Here is a 16,801-nt window from a genome sequence, read left to right as displayed (position 1 = left end):
CTGATTCCCGGAGCGCATCTATGATCCGCATTGCCCTTGCAGCCGCCTTATTGGCGGCTCCGGCCTATGCTTCTGAAGCCAAAGAACAAAGCTGCAAGTATCAGGGCCGGGTCATGGCCGCCGTGCAGCAGGCGCGGCTGGACCGGGTGAAACAGGAAGAGGTGGAGCAGGTGATTCTGGACAGCGAGCCGGAGTGGCCTGAGACTTATTCCAAGGCGATCCCGCAGCTGACGAGCCATGTCTATGCGATGAAACGGCGCGACCTGAAGGACGCCGACCTCGGCGCGCTGTTTGAAGAACAGTGCCTGCAGAACTGGGATCAGATCCAGGCCATGCAGAAACAGCTGAAGTCGAACTGATATGTCCCTGCCGCCCGGCTTTCTGGATGAATTGCGCACCCGCATCAGTATCTCTGATGTTGTCGGGCGCAAGGTCATGTGGGATCAGCGCAAGTCGCAGCCGGGCAAAGGCGATTTTTGGAGCCCGTGCCCCTTTCACCATGAAAAGACCGCGTCCTTTCATGTCGAGGACCGCAAGGGATTCTATTACTGCTTCGGCTGCCACGCCAAGGGCGACGCGCTGAAGTTCGTCCAGGAGACCGAGAACGTCGGTTTCATGGAGGCAGTGGAGATCCTGGCGCAAGAGGCGGGCATGGAGATGCCCAAGCGCGATCCCCGCGCGCAGGAGAAACAGGACCGCCGCACGCTGCTGGCTGAGGTGATGGAGCAGGCGGTGCAGTTCTTCCGCCTGCAACTCAAGACCGGCGCGGCGCAGGATGCGCGTTCTTACCTGCAGCGCCGCGGGCTGACGGCGCAGGCACTGGACCGCTGGGAGATCGGATTTGCCCCGGATGGCTGGCAGAATCTGTGGGACGGCTTGCGCGGTAAGAACGTGCCCGAAGACCTGATCATCGGCGCAGGCCTGGCCAAACCCTCGAATAAGGGCGGCAAGCCTTATGATACGTTCCGCAACCGGATCATGTTCCCGATCCGCGATGCGCGTGGCCGGGCGATTGCCTTTGGCGGCCGGGCGATGGACCCGAACGACAACGCCAAATACCTGAACTCGCCCGAGACCGAACTGTTCGACAAGGGCCGCAGTCTCTATAATCACGGGCCCGCACGGTCCGCTTCGGGGCGGGGCTCTACGCTGGTTGTGGCCGAAGGCTATATGGATGTGATCGCGCTGGCAGAGGGCGGTTTTCAGTCCTCTGTCGCGCCGCTGGGCACCGCGATCACCGAAAACCAGCTGCAGATGCTGTGGCGGATGTCGGATGAGCCGATCATCGCGCTGGACGGCGACAAGGCGGGCATCCGCGCCGCCATGCGGCTGATCGACCTGGCGCTGCCGTTGCTGGAGGCAGGCAAATCCCTGCGCTTTGCCATGATGCCCGAGGGCAAGGACCCCGATGACATGATCCGCAGCGAAGGGCCGGAGGCGGTGCAGGCTGTGCTGGATCAGGCGATGCCGATGGTCAAACTGCTGTGGCAGCGCGAGACCGAGGGCAAGGTGTTCGACAGCCCCGAGCGCAAGGCGTCGCTGGACAAAAGCCTGCGGGAGAAGATCAAGCTGATCCGCGACCCTTCGATCCGTAAACATTACGGCGAAGACGTCAAGGAGATGCGCTGGCAGCTGTTCCGCGGCAGCCGCAGCGGCGGCGAAGGCAGTTTCCAGCAGCGCGGCTCCCGCGGAAGCGGTTTCCGAGACGGCAGCCGCCCGCCCTGGAAGCCCGGCAAGGGTTTTGGCCCGATCCCGCAGCCGCGGGCAACCACGCGCGCTTCGCTGGTGGCCGGTGCCGAGGACGAATACTTTGCCGCCATGCGCGAAGCGGTGATCCTGGCTACGGCGATCACAACCCCGGCTGTGATCCCCGAATTTGAAACCAGCCTGGAGCGCCTGCAATGTGCCGACCCGGATCTGGCGGTGCTGCGGGATATGGTGCTGCGTCACGGTATTGGTGCGCCGGAGCGTCTGCGCGAGGAAATCGACTGGTCTTTGGGGCCGCATGCCCTTGAAAACCTCTTTGGCCTTCGCCATGTCGCAATTACCCCCTGTCTGCGCAAACCCGGCGACACCGAGCTGGCCAGCATGACCCTGGCCGAGGAGCTTGCAAAGCTTGAGGCGCGGCGCGGGCTGGACGCGGAACTGGCAGAGGCCGAAGAGGATCTGGACGGGCTTGCTGATGAGGCGCTGACCTGGCGGCTGCGGCAGGCAGCCGAAGCTAAGAACAAGGCCGTGCGCAGCGAGAATGAGGACCAGGCGCAGTATGATGTGGGCGAGAACGGCGCGCGGCTCAACCGGGATGAGCGCGACGCATTCGGCGCTCTTTTGGACCGGATCGGCTTTTCCGGCAAATGACACAGATTGCCTGATTCTGCGTTTTGCTAAGGAAGAGCACAGGAAAATTGGGTAAACGGGGTGACGAATCAGAGAATCGCGCTAATGATTCGCGCGACCCGAATCGCCCCGCAGCCCCTGAGTAGGAGCAATGAATGGCCGCCAAAGACACCGACGACCGCAAACCTGACGATCAGGACGCCGAAATCTCACTCGACATGAGCCAGACTCAGGTCAAGAAGATGATCGCGGAGGCCCGTGAGAAAGGCTACATCACCTACGATCAGCTCAATCAGGTTCTGCCGCCGGATCAGGTCAGCTCGGAACAGATCGAAGACGTGATGTCGATGCTCAGCGAAATGGGCATCAACATCATCGAGGACGAAGAAGCCGAGGAAGAAGAGAACAAGGGCACAACCGACCTTGTGACCACCGAAGGCCCGCGCGAGGTTGCGCTGGCCGGCGCCCAGGCTGAAAAGCTGGACCGCACCGATGACCCGGTGCGCATGTACCTGCGCGAAATGGGCTCGGTTGAGCTGCTCAGCCGTGAAGGCGAGATTGCCATCGCCAAGCGGATCGAAGCCGGCCGCAATACGATGATCCTGGGGCTGTGCGAAAGCCCGCTGACCTTCCAGGCGATCACAATCTGGCACGACGAACTGCTGTCCGAGGATATTCTTCTGCGCGACGTCATCGACCTGGAGGCCACCTTTGGCAACCAGATGGACGAAGACGGTGAAGAGGAAACCCCGGTTGTCGATACCGCGGCTGTTGCTGCGGCCAAGCCGGTCAAGGAAGAAGGCCCGGAGCTGGACGCCGACGGCAACCCGATTGCCAGCGATGACGACGATGATGAAGATGAACAGGCCAACATGTCGCTGGCCGCAATGGAGGCCGCGCTTAAGGACCGGGTGCTGGTCACGCTTGAGCGGATCTCGACCGACTTTGCGCAGCTGTCCGAAATGCAGGACAGCCGGATCTCGGCGACCCTGAACGAGGATGGCTCCTTCAGCACTCAGGACGAGGCGACCTATCAGGCGCTGCGCTCGGAAATCGTTGAGCTGGTGAACGGGCTGCACCTGCACAACAACCGGATCGAAGCGCTGATCGACCAGCTGTATGGTATCAACCGCCGGGTGATGCAGATCGACAGCTCGATGGTCAAGCTGGCTGACCAGGCCCGCATCAACCGCCGGGAGTTCATTGATGCCTATCGCGGCCGCGAGCTGGACCCGAACTGGCTCGCTGACATGGGCGGCAAGCCAGGCCGCGGCTGGCAGATGTTCATCGAACGCTCCACCGACAAGGTCGAAGAACTGCGCGCCGACATGGCCCAGGTCGGCCAGTATGTCGGTCTGGACATCTCTGAATTCCGCCGCATCGTGCAGCAGGTCCAGAAGGGCGAGAAAGAAGCCCGCCAGGCCAAGAAGGAAATGGTCGAGGCCAACCTGCGCCTGGTGATCTCGATCGCCAAGAAATACACCAACCGCGGCCTGCAATTCCTGGATCTGATCCAGGAGGGCAACATCGGCCTGATGAAGGCGGTGGACAAGTTCGAATACCGCCGCGGCTACAAGTTCTCGACCTACGCGACCTGGTGGATCCGTCAGGCCATCACCCGGTCCATCGCGGATCAGGCCCGTACCATCCGTATTCCGGTCCACATGATCGAGACCATCAACAAGCTGGTCCGTACCGGCCGCCAGATGCTGCACGAGATCGGCCGCGAGCCGACCCCGGAAGAACTGGCCGAAAAGCTGCAGATGCCGCTGGAGAAAGTCCGCAAGGTGATGAAGATCGCCAAGGAGCCGATCAGCCTTGAAACCCCGATCGGGGACGAGGAAGACAGCCAGCTGGGCGATTTCATCGAAGACAAGAATGCCGTGCTGCCCTTGGACAGTGCCATTCAGGAAAACCTCAAGGAAACCACCACCCGGGTTCTGGCGTCCCTGACGCCGCGTGAGGAACGGGTTCTGCGGATGCGCTTCGGCATCGGTATGAACACCGACCACACCCTTGAGGAAGTTGGCCAGCAGTTCAGCGTGACCCGAGAACGGATCCGCCAGATCGAGGCGAAGGCGCTCAGGAAACTGAAGCACCCCAGCCGCAGCCGCAAACTGCGCAGCTTCCTGGATCAGTAATCAATGGGCGCCCCGCGGGGCGCCTTTTTATTTGTGAGGGGCCAATGGCGACCAACGAGTTTTGGGCAAATCTAATTTTCTCTGAATACGTCAAGCTGCGGCAATCAAGTGACAAGGTTTTTGTTACATATGGAGACTTGGCCGAACTGATTGGGCGGCAAGGGGAGCACAGACTGCTGGGAGCTCCTTTAGATCTGGTGCGGGCGATCTGTGAACGTGCAAACCTTCCCGACGTTGCAACTGTTGTCGTGGAACAGCAGAGTTTGAGGTCGGGCGAAATCAAGCCATCTCCGAAAGCTTTGGAAAAGTACGGTGGATGGCCCGGTCTAAGGGCTGAGCAAGGACGCGTGGTGGCGTTTGATTGGGCTGCGATCGACGTTGAAAAGGTAATTGGCTGAAAGAGATGGCGAACGACGGGGAACCCCCTGCCGGAAAAATGAACCTCATCGTCTTCGACGGCGAATGCGTGCTGTGTTCAGGCTTTTTCCGCTTCATGCTGCGCCATGACCGTGCACGGCAGTTCTCCTTTGCCACCGCACAGTCGCCGCTGGGGCAGCTGCTTTACCGCGAACACGGTCTGCCCACCGATGACTTCGAGACCAATCTGGTGATCGTCAATGGCCGCACCTATCAGCGGCTGGATGCCTTTGCCGCGGCGATGCGGGCGCTGCCCTGGCCCTGGCCGGCCTTGTCAGTCTGCCGGTTCCTGCCGGGGCGGCTGAAGAATGCGCTGTACTTCAGCATCGCCTGCAACCGGTACAGGCTGTTCGGCCGCTTTGACACTTGCATGATCCCAAGCCCCAAAGTGCGCGAACGGTTTGCCGACGGGGGCTTTGACGGATGAGGGATGCCTTTGGCGACATCGTCGCGGCGCAAGAGCTGGAGGTGCCACCGGTCCTGCTGCGGTTTCATGCGCAGCCGCCGGAACGCAGCCACGGCATGGTCAAGGTTGAGGGCGGCGGCCGCTGGGCCCGGCTGCTGGCGGGGCTTGCAGGCTTCCCGCCGCCAATGGCCGAAACCCGGTTCCGGCTGGACGTCACGCCGCAGGGCAACGGCCATGTCTGGCGGCGCAGTTTCGGGAAATTCCTGACCCGCTCGCACCTGCGCTACGATCCGCAAAAAGGCCGTGCAGTGGAACGCTTCGGCTTGGTCGAACTGGACCTGGCCGTATCGGTCCAGCAAGGCGCAATGGTGGTCTCGGTGGAGAAGGCCCGGCTGTTCGGGCTGCCGCTGCCCCAAGCCCTTTGCCCGCAAAGCGCCTCTACTGAATTTGAAACGCCGGAGGGGCATCTGGGATTTGACATCTCCGCCAGCCTGCCGCGCATCGGTCTGCTGGTGCGCTACAGCGGGTATCTGGTGCTGCCGGAGCTGAACCTGAGGCGTTAACCATTTGCTAACCCTGTCATTGTCCGGCGCGGCATCGGCCCTTAAAATCGATGCTGTTGCCCATTGGCCTTCCGGGGGGAAGAAGATGTCTGCACATACCGATATGAATACGGCTCTGTTGGCGCTGACTGCAAAGCTCCAGTCGCTGAATGATCTGGTGACTGCCAACCAGTTCATGGTCGAAGCTTTGGCGGATCAGGGGGATGCGCTTAAGCAAATGGACGGGGTTGAGACCAAGGATATGCTGCGCCGGCAGGCGCGCGAAAAGTTCCACCCGGACACTGGGACCGTCCCGAATGCGGCAGCGCTGGCCATTCTGGAAGGGGTGCTGAGCCATCAGCGCGACAGTGCAGAGATCATTCCGTTTCCGGCCCGCGCCTAAGCCGGGCGTTCACACATCTGCGAGAGGTTGCGGCAAAGGCGGCACCGGCCTGTTGGAGCCGCTGCGGAAAATCCCTATGTTGAAGCGAACACAGGGATATTTCCGAATGAAAAACCTCCTTTGCGCAGCAAGCCTGGCTTGCCTTTCCGGCATTCCCGCAACTGCGGATAGCTTTACCACCACCCGCGGCGTGCGGGTGCTGACGGTCAATGACACGGTCTATGAAGTGGTGCCGCGCGGATCCGGCGGCACCTGGGATTACTGGTGCGCAGCTGCCGAGTACGCCCGCCGCGAGCTGGGCGCAGGCTGGATGGATCGGTTTTACGTGGTGCGGGGACGGGATGTCAGCGTCACCACCGGGCGCCGGTCCTCGGTTCAGTTCACGCTTTACCCGAAGCGGAGCGGTGTCGAACCCAAGACAGGCTGGCTGTCGCTGGGTTTTCGTCCGGGGGAAAGCATGTCGGTGCAGCAGGGATATAGCTATTGCGTGGAAGCAGCAGCCTTTTGAGGATGCGGTCACATTGTTCCACAAAGATGTGTCTTACCGCGTGAACAGCAAGCCGGAGCAGCCCGCCGGTGCCGCCGCGCAGGGCGGGCTGTTTGTTCGGAAAGGGGAACATCAACCCGTCCCGCTGGACCTAGGCCAAGGTTCTGAAAATACCGGCTTTACGCTGCCGGCGGCGGCGCCGAGTGAGGTCGGCCGGAGTTGCCAGGCGGCGCTTGCCAGCCCTTGCACGGCAGTGTGACTGGCTTGTGTTTCAAATTTCCCTACCCTTGGAGAGGCGCAGCCTGACCGGGCATGCGCCCCGCTGAACGAAAGGGAAATGACATGAAACTTGCCGCCGTCGCACTTTTTGCAACGTCTTTGATGATGGCCCTTCCAGACAGTTCAGCTGCCAATTCCAGCCGCCACAGTATCCGGGTCAATCCGGTATCCGAAGGCGTATTCGAAGTCATCCCGAACACCGGCAACGGGTATCTCTTCTGGTGCGGGGCGGCGGATTATGCGCAGCGCGTGCTGCGGGTGCCCTGGAACAGCAATCTGCACATCACCCGCGGGCTGGGCCCCAGCGAAACGACCGGGCGCCGCTCGGCAGTTCAGTTCACGCTGGACGCAAATTTGGCGGCAGCGGCGCCGGCTGGCGGATACGGGTCTGTCAACAGCCTGCAATCTGGTGATACAATGCGTGTTCAGGAGGCATTTGGATATTGCTTCATACCGTTCGGGCGGCCGTGAAATCAGAATGCTCCGCTGCCAGTCCGGGCCGGAGAAGAGGGAGGTTGAGATGACGCGCAAAAGACCGTGGCTGACAGGGATGCTGGCCTTGGCTCTGGCTGTCCCAATGCCCGCGTCCGCCTGGCGGGCAATCAACCGCCATGAAGTGCTGCCAGTGTCCGAAGGCGTCTGGGAAGTGGTTGCCCGGGTCGGGACCGGCGCACAGGATTATTGGTGCGGTATCGGCGATTTTGCGATCCGCCAGCTGCGGGCGCCGGTGAACCAGCGCATCTATGTCTGGCGCGGGGTCGGGCCTTCGGTCAACCGGCCGGGGCGCAAATCGGTGCAATTTGCCTTTGGCCTGCCGCCTGGTGTTTCTGACCGATCCTCCAGCCTGTCGCTTAATGTGCGCGAGGCAGGTGACAATCTGCATGTGACGGCTGCGCAAACCTATTGTTATGACCGGCTGCCCGGGCGGGACCGCTGGTTGCCCTAATTTCCAGGTTCACTAGCTGACCCTGTTGCTGGCCGGGCTGTGTTCAGCCAATAGATCTGCATGAAGCATGAATTCACCATTCCGACGCGCGGGCAGGGGCTTTATGAGTTTACCCGCGGCGTGCGGGCCTGGGTTTCCGGGTCCGGTCTGCAGGATGGGCTGCTGACCCTGTTTGTCCGCCATACGTCCTGTTCTTTGCTGATCCAGGAAAATGCTGACCCCGAGGTGCAGACCGACCTTCGGGGCTTCTTTGCGCGCCTGGTGCCGCCTTCCACGGATCCTGCAATGGCCTATCTGCGCCACACCTATGAGGGGCCGGACGACATGCCCGCCCATATCAAAGCGGCGATGATGCCGGTAAGCCTGTCAATCCCTGTCAGCCGCGGCGCGCCGGTGCTGGGCACTTGGCAAGGTATCTACCTGTTTGAACACCGCGATCGTCCGCACCAGCGGCATGTGGCTGCGCGTCTGGCCTGACCCTCTTTATCTAGCGGCTATAAATCACCTCTACCCAAATTCTGGAGGGTAGCCTATAGTTGTGGATAACCGGGTAAACACCGGCACAAACAATAGGCTGACAGGATTGAGGGAGCAGGCGGATGCGCTGCCCATTTTGCGGAAATATCGACACTCAGGTCAAGGATTCACGTCCTGCCGAAGATCATGTTTCGATCCGGCGGCGCCGGTTCTGCCCGGCTTGCGGCGGCCGTTTCACCACCTACGAACGGGTGCAGCTGCGCGATCTGGTGGTGATTAAGACCAGCGGCAAGCGCGAGGATTTCGACCGCGACAAGCTGGAACGCTCGATCCGTATCTCCATGCAAAAACGCCCGATTGAGCCTGAACGCATTGATCAGATGATCTCGGGCATCGTGCGGCGGCTGGAAAGTATGGGCGAGACTGATATCGGTTCGAAGAAAATCGGCGAAATCGTGATGGAGGCGCTGGCCCGGATCGACACCGTGGCTTACGTGCGCTTTGCCAGCGTTTACAAAAATTTCCAGGCGGCGGATGATTTCGAGGATTTTGTTCACGAGCTGCGCCCGCCAGTTGCACCGGAAGAATAATGGACGCCGATCACCGTTTCATGGCGCTGGCGCTGTCCCTGGGACGGCGCGGGCAGGGCAATTGCTGGCCCAACCCGGCAGTGGGCTGTGTTATCGTGCGGGGCGGACGCGTTGTCGGCCGCGGCTGGACCAGGCCGGGCGGCCGCCCCCATGCAGAAACCGAAGCACTGGCCCAGGCAGGCGGGGCCGCGCGCGGTGCCACGGCTTATGTGACGCTGGAACCTTGCGCCCATCACGGCGAAACGCCGCCTTGCGCACAGGCGTTGATTGATGCCGGGCTGGCGCGGGTTGTTGCTGCGATCGAGGACAGCGATCCGCGGGTGTCGGGGCACGGATTTCAGATGCTGCGCGATGCGGGCATCGAGGTTGCCACCGGAATATGGGGGGCACAGGCGGCGCGGGATCATGCTGGATTCTTTCTGAAGACTGAGCAGGGCCGCCCGCTGGTGACCTTGAAGCTGGCAGGCAGTTTCGACGGGCGCATAGCCACGGGCTCGGGCCAAAGCAAATGGATCACTGGACCGGAGGCCCGGCGCGCCGTGCACGCGATGCGCGCGCGTCATGATGCGGTGATGGTCGGCGGCGGGACTGCGCGTGCTGATGATCCCTCGCTGACCGTGCGCGATCTGGGGGTGGAGCATCAGCCGGTGCGGGTGGTGATCTCGCGCCACCTGGACTTGCCGCTGATGGGGCAACTGGCCCGCACCGCCAAGGACGTGCCGGTTTGGCTCTGCCATGGCCACGGCGCTGATCATGAACGCATTCAGGCCTGGGAAGGGCTCGGTGCCAAGCTGATCCCCTGTGCGTCGCACGGGGTACAGCTGGACGCGGCGGATATGCTGCAGCAGCTGGGGCAGGCGGGTCTGACGCGAGTGTTCTGTGAAGGCGGCAGCGCGCTGGCAGCCTCGCTGCTGGCTTTTGATCTGGTGGATGAGCTGATCGGCTTCACTGCTGGTCTGGGGATTGGTGCCGAAGGGCTGCCGTCGATCGGTGCGCTCGGCATCGGCCGGCTGGAGGAAGCGCCGCGGTTTGAGCTGGTTGAAACCCGCCCCCTCGGCAAGGACATCCTGCACCGCTGGACCCGCGCGCTGCGCTGACTATCCTTTTCCTTGCAGAACCGGCTCTCCCGCCCGTCGCAGGAGCATGTTTCATGCTTCTCTCCCCTTGGGAGTTCCCCGGCTCCGTTTGGGGGCCGTTCAGCGCCACAGATGGGCGTAGGTGGCGAACAGGCCTTGCAGTTTGGAGAGCAGACGGTTGCCGATCCCCGGGTGCGGCAACTGCCCTTTGCGCAGGCGCATCACCGCCACTTCCGCCGGGCAGTGCTGGCCGGTCACCGGGTCGAAGTAGCGCGGGTAGTCGATCAGCGCCGCATGGGCGAGGCCCAGGAGCGTGACGCGGGCTTGCCGCCACGGCGGCGCCGGAGCCAGATCGGCAGTCAGGCCCCAGCCTGCATAAAACGGTGTTCCCAGCGTGGTTACCGGCACCTCGCGCAACAGGGCTTCGAACCCCAGAAGAGAGGTCATCGTCCAGACCTCTTGCACTTTAGCCAGTAGGGCCATGGGGTCCGCATGGGAGGCAACCGCATCCGCCAGCCCCTCTGCCGCAACCTGGCCTTTGCGCAAGCCCGCCTCCACATCCGGGTGCGGTTTGTAAATAATCACCGCCTCCGGATTGGCCTTCCGCACGGCCCGCAGAAGATCCAGATTGGTCCTCACCTCTCCGGCTCCGCAAAGAATCGAGGCGTCATCCTCCACCTGGCCCGGAACCAGGATCCGATGGCCCTCGGGTAGGGCAGGGGCGGTGCCGCCAAGATTGTATTTCGACACGCCGTCCTGGACCAGAGACCGCACCAGATGCTCGGCCCGCAACGCCTGGGCCTGGGTCATCTCAACCCGGCGGGCAATCAGCGTGTCCAGATCCGACGGCTGGCGCGGGTCGTAGTAGATCCCCTGTCGGTCGGTCACCAGCGACAGCGGCGGCACCAGTTCCGCCCCCAGCCCGCGGGACCGCAGAAAGCCGTCCTCGACCCGCACAGCGCCATCATGCGCCGCATTCGCGTTGCTGGCCCAGACCATCCGCATGCGCCCGCTTGCCTGCGCCTTGGCCGGATCCTCAGTGAACAGGACCCGCTTTTCGGCGCCAAAAAATGTCTGCAGCGGCTTGCGCTTCCACATCCGCATGCCTGAGGCTGCCCAGCCGCGATGGTCGTCCCGCCAGGCCCGCACCCGCGCCTCCATGTTGTCCAGCACCGTTTCCAGCTCGCATAATTCATCCCGGAACGGATCGTACCACTTCGGATAGAGGATCATAGATGCCGCAAACAGCTGTGCCCGCGTCAGCCGCCGCTGCCTGCGTGCAGGCGGGGCGTCGTCGATGCTCAGCCCCCAGCCCGCGTAAAACGGCTGCCCGAAGACCCGTGGCTTGTGGCCTGCCAGAATTGCCTCAAACCCCAGTTGCGAAGATACTGTATAGAGGCCCACGGCGCCTTCCAGCAGTGCCCAGGGCGACAGGCTGCCGGTGAACAGCTCAACCCGCCCCTGTGCGTCCTGCGCATCATAATACCCCGCCCGGTAACCGCGCAGCGTCTCTGGATGTGTCTTGATCAGCACCCGCGCGCCGGGGTGTTCCTCCTGGGCAAAGGCGAGCATTTCCAGAAACCGCGCCCGGTCCGCGCGCGACGCGGTGACAGAGGCATCATCTCGCGCCTGATCCACGACCAGCACATAACCCGGATCCGGCACCGCAGCCGCAGCATCAAAGGCGTTGTATTTGCTGAGATGCGCGGCTTTGAGACGAGCAATTGCATCCCGTGCCCGGCGCATCAGATGCGCGTCATCCAGCGGGTGGCTGGCCAGCAGCGCCTCCAGATCCGAAGGCGTGGCAGCATCAAAATGCACGCCGGACCGGTCCAGCAGCAGCCCTATGGGCGGTTCGCCTGCGCGGCCAGGGTGAAGCGAGCGCAGAAAGGCATCCTCAACCCGCAACAATCCGCAGCCACTCCGTTCTGCGACGGCAAGACCCCGGTGCGCCGTGGGCGAGGCGCCCCAGATGCCAACCAGATCGTTGCTCTGCGGCAGGCCCAGCCGGATATCATAGCCGGATAGCTGCAGGATCCGCCGCACCTGGCGCTGGGTCAGAAAACCACCGTTGTAAACAAAAAGCCGGGAGGCTGGGCTCCCGGCTTTGTTCCGGCCTGGGGTCAGGCGCATGGTGTGTCAGCCGTCAAGCGCGGTGGAGACGCTGGACAGCGATCCGACCGGGGTCACAAGCAGCGAGATGGTTTTGGTCCACTGGGTATACGGCGCCTCGGTGACATACAGCGTATCATCGTCGCGGATCACGAAGTCGCGGGCAACAAACAACCCGTTCGGCTGGGTCAGGTTCAGCACATAGACCAAACGCTGCGCGCCGATCAGATCATCGCGGCCCAGCACCTGATTGGCAATCTCGGCAGGCTCGTTGCGCAGCACAAAGACGCCGGTCGGGTCGGAGGCGGTGGAAATCAATCCGCCCACCTGGGCAATCGCTTCCAGCGCTGACAGGTCCTGACTTTCAAACGGCACCCGCGCCTGGGCTGAGGTTGCACCCAGGGCAGTGAACGAGCGGGTGTCTTCCTCGACAAGAATACGGTCGCCGCCGCGCAGGGCTACATCCAGCTCCGGATGGTCAAACAGGTCCTGGAACCAGATCTTGCCCTTTTCCTGGCCGCGGATCACGGTGACCTGGGCAATTTCCGGCTGGATTGTCACGCCGCCGGCCTGTGCCAGCATGGACGCCAGGGTGCGGGTCGGGCGTTCGATCGGATAGACACCCTGGCCGCCCACGGCGCCCGTCAGGCTGACGGTGGCGCCGTCACCGGCCAGACGTCGCACCTGCACCTGCGGGTCGGGGGTTTGGTCTTCGAGTTTCTTAGTGATGGTCTCGCGCAGCTGGTCCGGTGTGTTGCCGGAGGCGCGCAGGCGGCCCGCGTAGGGCACAAAGATATAGCCGGCGCTGTCGACCTGCACTTCTTCCAGCACGGTGGAGTTGGTGGCCTCGGCGGCCAGCAGCCCGTCATCCACGTTTTCCCAGACCGTCAGGCCCAGCACGTCTCCAGGACGGATGGTGTCCGAGGTCAGCCGGCCCGCAGAGGTAAAGCCGGAAGAAAAGCCAAGGGCCGGCACAACGGCGGTGGCACGGGCGACGCGGTCGTTGACGGAGACGATGAATGCATCGCCTTCCCGCTGCACGGAACCGGCAAAGATCTGGCGCTTGTTGGGGCCGACCTTGGGCAGCCCGCAAGAGGCCGCAAGGGCCAATGCTGCCAGCATCGCCACTGGACGCGCCCAGCGAAGGGGAACGGATTTCACTGCTCGGTCTCCTCGACCAATTATTGTTTGCCTCAAGTTTTAGGGGCAACCTAACCTGCCGGCAGGGAAAAATCCAGTCTTTGGGCGCAGCTGCGTCAGGTCACCAGACGCAACTGTTGCCGCGGTGCCGCTGTGCCCAGGCGCAGCGCGTCATAAGGATCTTCGTCCGCCAGCATCATGTCGGCCACCTGGCGCAGCAACTGGCGCCGCCCCTCGCGGGAGTAGTAGCCGCCGGGCACTTGCGAGGTTTCCAGCAGGAACCGCCGGTAATCCTTGTAGGCGCGGCTGTCAGGGCGGCTGGCGGCGGCAAAAAACTCGGCCATGGGCTGCTCGGACACAAACTCAGGCTTGCCATAAACGGCCCGCCCGAACACCCGCAACGGAATGCCGCGCCACAGCACTTGCTGGCCGGCGGTGGAATTGACGGTCACAGCCGTGCGCGCCTCGTTTAGCAGCTGTGCCAGCTTGCCGCCGCGCACATAATGCACCCGGTCTTCGATGCCGTGCTCGCGCGCCAGCCGGCGCAGGGTGCGGCGCACTTGGGCGCGGCCATCCTCCAGCGGATGCGCCTTGATCACCAGGTGATGGTGGCGCGGAGCGCCTTCGGCAAAGCCGCGGATCACCTCCTCCAGAAACTCACCCATGCTGGAGAAGGGCGAATGCATCTGGAAGGAGCTGTCATGCTCCAGCTGCAAGAGCGCCAGATGATAGGGAAACCCGCCATTGCGGATACGCCGTTCTGCCAGCCGCCGCTCCAGTGCCTGGGCAGGCATCAGCAGCAACCGTTTCAGATACAGTTGGAATTCCTTGGTCACCGTCAACGACCGGTGCGGGCGGAAATTGCGGTACTTGCGGTTCCGGAACATCACGAACCAATGGTACAGCGCGCCATAAAACACATGCTGGCGCATGTCGCCCCAATGGGCCGGCGGCAACGGCGCCTCCATGTCGGACAGTGCCAGTGCCTCCTGCATTTCTGGAACAGTCATCTGCATCAACCGCGAATGGCCATTGGCGCCGCCGCGCTCGTAAGTCACCCAGTAGGGGCGCAGATAGCCTTCCTCGAAAACATGCACGGTTATGCCGCGCTGCTGCGCGGCTTCGATGGCGCTGGCATGAATGGGGCGGGTGTCGCCATACAGCACGATGTCGGTGATGCCGCGGCTTTGCAGCAGCCCGGCCAGCACCTCAGGCCAGTCCTGCTGGCTGCCGGTGAAGGGGAAATAGCTGTCCTTGCCGCGCCAGAAGACCTGATCGCCGGCATTGAACCCCACCCGGACCACATCACAGCCCGCGGCCTGCAGCATCCGGCCAAGGGCGGCGAAAAACGGCCCGTGCGGGCCTTGCAGGAACAGAAAGCTGCGATGTTTCATAAGGTGGCGTGACATCCCGGTTTCAGAAATACGGTGGCAGTCTCAAGGATTGATTAACAATTGACTGGGGCGAAACTATGGCCGGGCGGCAGGGTAAGGCAAGCCGGGGCTTGTAGAGCGCGCGCAGCTTGGCTACCTCTGCGGCAGCTTTGACATATCACCTGCGGGGAGCGGACCCATGTTTACTGGCATTATCACGGACGTAGGCACCATCGCCGAACTGGAGCAGCAGGGCGATCTGCGTGCCCGCATCCTCACCTCTTATGACACGGCAACCATCGACATTGGCGCTTCGATCGCTTCCGACGGGGTCTGCCTGACAGTGATTGCGCTGGGTGAAGACTGGTACGATGTGCAGATCTCGGCCGAAACTGTGTCCAAAACCAATCTGGACAGCTGGACCACGGGCAAGCGGATCAATCTGGAGCGCGCTTTGAAAGTGGGGGACGAGCTGGGCGGCCATATTGTGTCCGGCCATGTGGACGGCGTTGCTGAAGTGGTGGCCATGACGGACGAGGGCGACAGCACCCGCGTCACTCTGCGCGCGGCCAAGGAACTGGCCCGCTTCATTGCACCCAAGGGGTCGGTGGCGCTGAACGGCACCTCGCTGACTGTGAACGGTGTGGACGGTTGCGATTTCGGCATCAACTTCATTCCGCATACCAAAGAGGTCACCACCTGGGGCGATGTGAAGCTCGGAGATCGCATCAACCTGGAAATCGACACCCTGGCCCGTTACGTCGCGCGTCTGCAGGAGGCCGGTTAAAATGGCACAGCCACTTTCATCTTTCTAAAAATACTCCGGGGTGAGGCCAGAGGCCGAGGGGCTGCGCCCCTCATGGCCCGGTTATCCAAGCGCTCCCGCTCCTTTGGCCTGCATCATAGATGCCGTCTAAAGGGTTGGGCCCGGCGCGCCGCTGGCGCGGCGCGCGTCACCACATGTCGCCAACGGTATAGCCCTCGGGGAAGGGGTCGCTGGGATCCAGCGTGTAGCTGGACAGCCCATAGATCCAGCCCTGGCCTGACAGCGCTGGGACGATAGCCTGGTAAGGACCGACTCGCGTTTCCTCCAGAATGCGGCCGGTAAAGGTCGTGCCCAGCGGCCCGGCATTCACATAGTCCTGCCCAACATCCAACTGCCCGCGGGCGTGCAGCACTGCCATCTTGGCGCAGGTGCCGGTGCCGCAGGGGGAGCGGTCGAGAATGCCGCTGGCATCCTGCGGGCGCGTCGGGTCGAACGGTCCGGTCGAAAGGGTGATCGCTCCGCGGCCGTGGGTGCCCTGCGCCACCGGTACGCCCCACAGATTGGTGATCGTCGGGCCGGTGATTTCCGGGTTTTCAGGATGCGCTACGGGCAGCTGCTCGGCAGTGGCATGGCGGATCGCTTCCGACACCCGCACGATCTCGGCGCCGTTTTCTGCGTCGAGGGGAACCCCCAGCGTTCCGGCCTCAGCCAGAACAAAGAACATCCCGCCCCAGGCCACATCCACCGTGACGGTGCCAAGCCCCGCAACCTCCACCGGCGCATCCAGATGCACTGCAAAGGCCGGCACGTTCTTGAACTCCACCCGGGTCACCTTGCCGTCGCGGCAGTCCGCACGCACCCGGATCAGCCCGGCCGGGGCCTCCAGCACCAGCTCCGTCACCGGCTCCGCCATCGGCACGGCGCCGGTCTCCAGCAGCACCGTCACCACGCAGATCGTGTTTGAACCCGACATCGGCGGATACTCGGTCTGCTCGAAGATGATGAAGCCGGCGTCGGCCTCCGGGTGGCAGGGGGGGACAATCGCATTGCCGCAAAGTCCCGGATTGCCGCGCGGCTCGCGCAGCATCTGCAGGCGGATATCATCATGATTGGCCGCCATGTCCTGCATCTTTTCAAACACCGTGCCGCCCTTCAGCAGCGGCATGCCGCCGGTGATCACCCGGCCGGGCTCTCCCTCGGCATGAGCCTCAACAGCCTGGATAATGCGGGATGCGCGCATCTGTCTTTCCCTTCCCAATGAAACCCCAGACCCAAGGATTGGATCCAATGTCATTTGTGCACAGATGCA

The 16,801-nt window shown here is 62.8% G+C and carries 18 protein-coding genes; 14 read left to right on the top strand and 4 right to left on the bottom strand.

Features of this window, described 5'->3' with window-relative positions; translation table 11 throughout:
• The first annotated feature begins 20 nt into the window (after nt 1-20).
• The 13 genes from AQUI_RS0123425 to ribD all read left to right on the top strand — a co-directional run bounded on the left by AQUI_RS0123425 (nt 21) and on the right by ribD (nt 10,122).
• Nucleotides 21-359 carry a hypothetical protein gene (locus AQUI_RS0123425; RefSeq protein WP_027259699.1) on the top strand — a complete coding sequence of 113 codons (339 nt, stop codon included), beginning with the start codon at nt 21-23 and terminating at the stop codon, nt 357-359.
• A 1-nt stretch (nt 360) separates the two neighbouring features.
• Nucleotides 361-2,358, top strand: a complete 1,998-nt coding sequence (dnaG, locus tag AQUI_RS0123420; RefSeq protein WP_027259698.1) for a DNA primase — start codon at nt 361-363, stop codon at nt 2,356-2,358.
• 134 nt (nt 2,359-2,492) lie between these two features.
• Nucleotides 2,493-4,478: an RNA polymerase sigma factor RpoD gene (rpoD, locus tag AQUI_RS0123415; protein WP_027259697.1), complete on the top strand. Its 1,986-nt coding sequence runs from the start codon at nt 2,493-2,495 to the stop codon at nt 4,476-4,478.
• Nucleotides 4,479-4,522: 44 nt separating this feature from the next.
• Nucleotides 4,523-4,876: a hypothetical protein gene (locus tag AQUI_RS0123410; RefSeq protein WP_027259696.1), complete on the top strand. Its 354-nt coding sequence runs from the start codon at nt 4,523-4,525 to the stop codon at nt 4,874-4,876.
• A gap of 38 nt (nt 4,877-4,914) precedes the next feature.
• Entirely contained in the window at nt 4,915-5,322 is a 408-nt protein-coding gene (locus AQUI_RS0123405) for a DCC1-like thiol-disulfide oxidoreductase family protein (RefSeq protein WP_027259695.1), read from the top strand.
• Nucleotides 5,319-5,864 (top strand): DUF4166 domain-containing protein, encoded by a 546-nt coding sequence (locus AQUI_RS0123400; protein ID WP_027259694.1) that lies wholly within the window; start codon nt 5,319-5,321, stop codon nt 5,862-5,864. Before AQUI_RS0123405 ends, AQUI_RS0123400 begins: the two co-directional genes overlap by 4 nt.
• 85 nt (nt 5,865-5,949) lie before the next feature.
• Nucleotides 5,950-6,246, top strand: coding sequence for a hypothetical protein (locus AQUI_RS0123395; RefSeq protein ID WP_027259693.1), 297 nt, complete (start codon nt 5,950-5,952; stop codon nt 6,244-6,246).
• Nucleotides 6,247-6,352: 106 nt separating this feature from the next.
• Entirely contained in the window at nt 6,353-6,754 is a 402-nt protein-coding gene (locus AQUI_RS0123390) for a hypothetical protein (RefSeq protein ID WP_035920176.1), read from the top strand.
• A 321-nt stretch (nt 6,755-7,075) separates the two neighbouring features.
• Nucleotides 7,076-7,483 (top strand): hypothetical protein, encoded by a 408-nt coding sequence (locus tag AQUI_RS0123380; RefSeq protein ID WP_035920174.1) that lies wholly within the window; start codon nt 7,076-7,078, stop codon nt 7,481-7,483.
• A 49-nt stretch (nt 7,484-7,532) separates the two neighbouring features.
• Nucleotides 7,533-7,958, top strand: a complete 426-nt coding sequence (locus AQUI_RS0123375) for a hypothetical protein (protein WP_027259689.1) — start codon at nt 7,533-7,535, stop codon at nt 7,956-7,958.
• Between the two features lie 60 nt (nt 7,959-8,018).
• Nucleotides 8,019-8,435, top strand: a complete 417-nt coding sequence (locus tag AQUI_RS0123370) for a secondary thiamine-phosphate synthase enzyme YjbQ (RefSeq protein WP_027259688.1) — start codon at nt 8,019-8,021, stop codon at nt 8,433-8,435.
• Nucleotides 8,436-8,557: 122 nt separating this feature from the next.
• Nucleotides 8,558-9,025, top strand: coding sequence for a transcriptional regulator NrdR (nrdR, locus tag AQUI_RS0123365; protein WP_027259687.1), 468 nt, complete (start codon nt 8,558-8,560; stop codon nt 9,023-9,025).
• A complete protein-coding gene (gene ribD, locus AQUI_RS0123360; RefSeq protein WP_084294504.1) occupies nt 9,025-10,122 on the top strand; it encodes a bifunctional diaminohydroxyphosphoribosylaminopyrimidine deaminase/5-amino-6-(5-phosphoribosylamino)uracil reductase RibD in 1,098 nt (365 codons plus the stop codon). Before nrdR ends, ribD begins: the two co-directional genes overlap by 1 nt.
• A 99-nt stretch (nt 10,123-10,221) precedes the next feature.
• Here the strand turns inward: ribD and AQUI_RS0123355 are convergent, their stop codons facing one another.
• From AQUI_RS0123355 to AQUI_RS0123345, 3 genes are all read right to left on the bottom strand, one after another.
• Complete coding sequence (locus AQUI_RS0123355) at nt 10,222-12,234, bottom strand: capsular polysaccharide biosynthesis protein (protein WP_027259685.1); 2,013 nt, start codon at nt 12,232-12,234, stop codon at nt 10,222-10,224.
• Between the two features lie 6 nt (nt 12,235-12,240).
• Nucleotides 12,241-13,374, bottom strand: a complete 1,134-nt coding sequence (locus AQUI_RS0123350) for a polysaccharide biosynthesis/export family protein (protein WP_027259684.1) — start codon at nt 13,372-13,374, stop codon at nt 12,241-12,243.
• A 95-nt stretch (nt 13,375-13,469) separates the two neighbouring features.
• Nucleotides 13,470-14,762, bottom strand: coding sequence for a capsule biosynthesis protein (locus AQUI_RS0123345; protein ID WP_027259683.1), 1,293 nt, complete (start codon nt 14,760-14,762; stop codon nt 13,470-13,472).
• Between the two features lie 163 nt (nt 14,763-14,925).
• Here AQUI_RS0123345 and AQUI_RS0123340 point away from each other — a divergent pair, with 163 nt between their 5' ends.
• The gene (locus AQUI_RS0123340; RefSeq protein ID WP_027259682.1) at nt 14,926-15,513 is read left to right on the top strand and encodes a riboflavin synthase; all 588 of its coding nucleotides are present in this window, start codon (nt 14,926-14,928) and stop codon (nt 15,511-15,513) included.
• Nucleotides 15,514-15,679: 166 nt separating this feature from the next.
• On the opposite strand, the gene AQUI_RS0123335 is transcribed toward AQUI_RS0123340, so the two are convergent.
• Complete coding sequence (locus AQUI_RS0123335) at nt 15,680-16,732, bottom strand: proline racemase family protein (RefSeq protein WP_027259681.1); 1,053 nt, start codon at nt 16,730-16,732, stop codon at nt 15,680-15,682.
• Nucleotides 16,733-16,801: the final 69 nt, after the last annotated feature.

The sequence above is a fragment of the Leisingera aquimarina DSM 24565 genome, assembly GCF_000473165.1.
In the GTDB taxonomy this organism is placed as follows: Bacteria; Pseudomonadota; Alphaproteobacteria; order Rhodobacterales; family Rhodobacteraceae; genus Leisingera; species Leisingera aquimarina.
The sequence above is the reverse complement of the archived record's forward strand: the minus strand, read 5'-3'. Positions and strand labels throughout refer to the sequence as shown.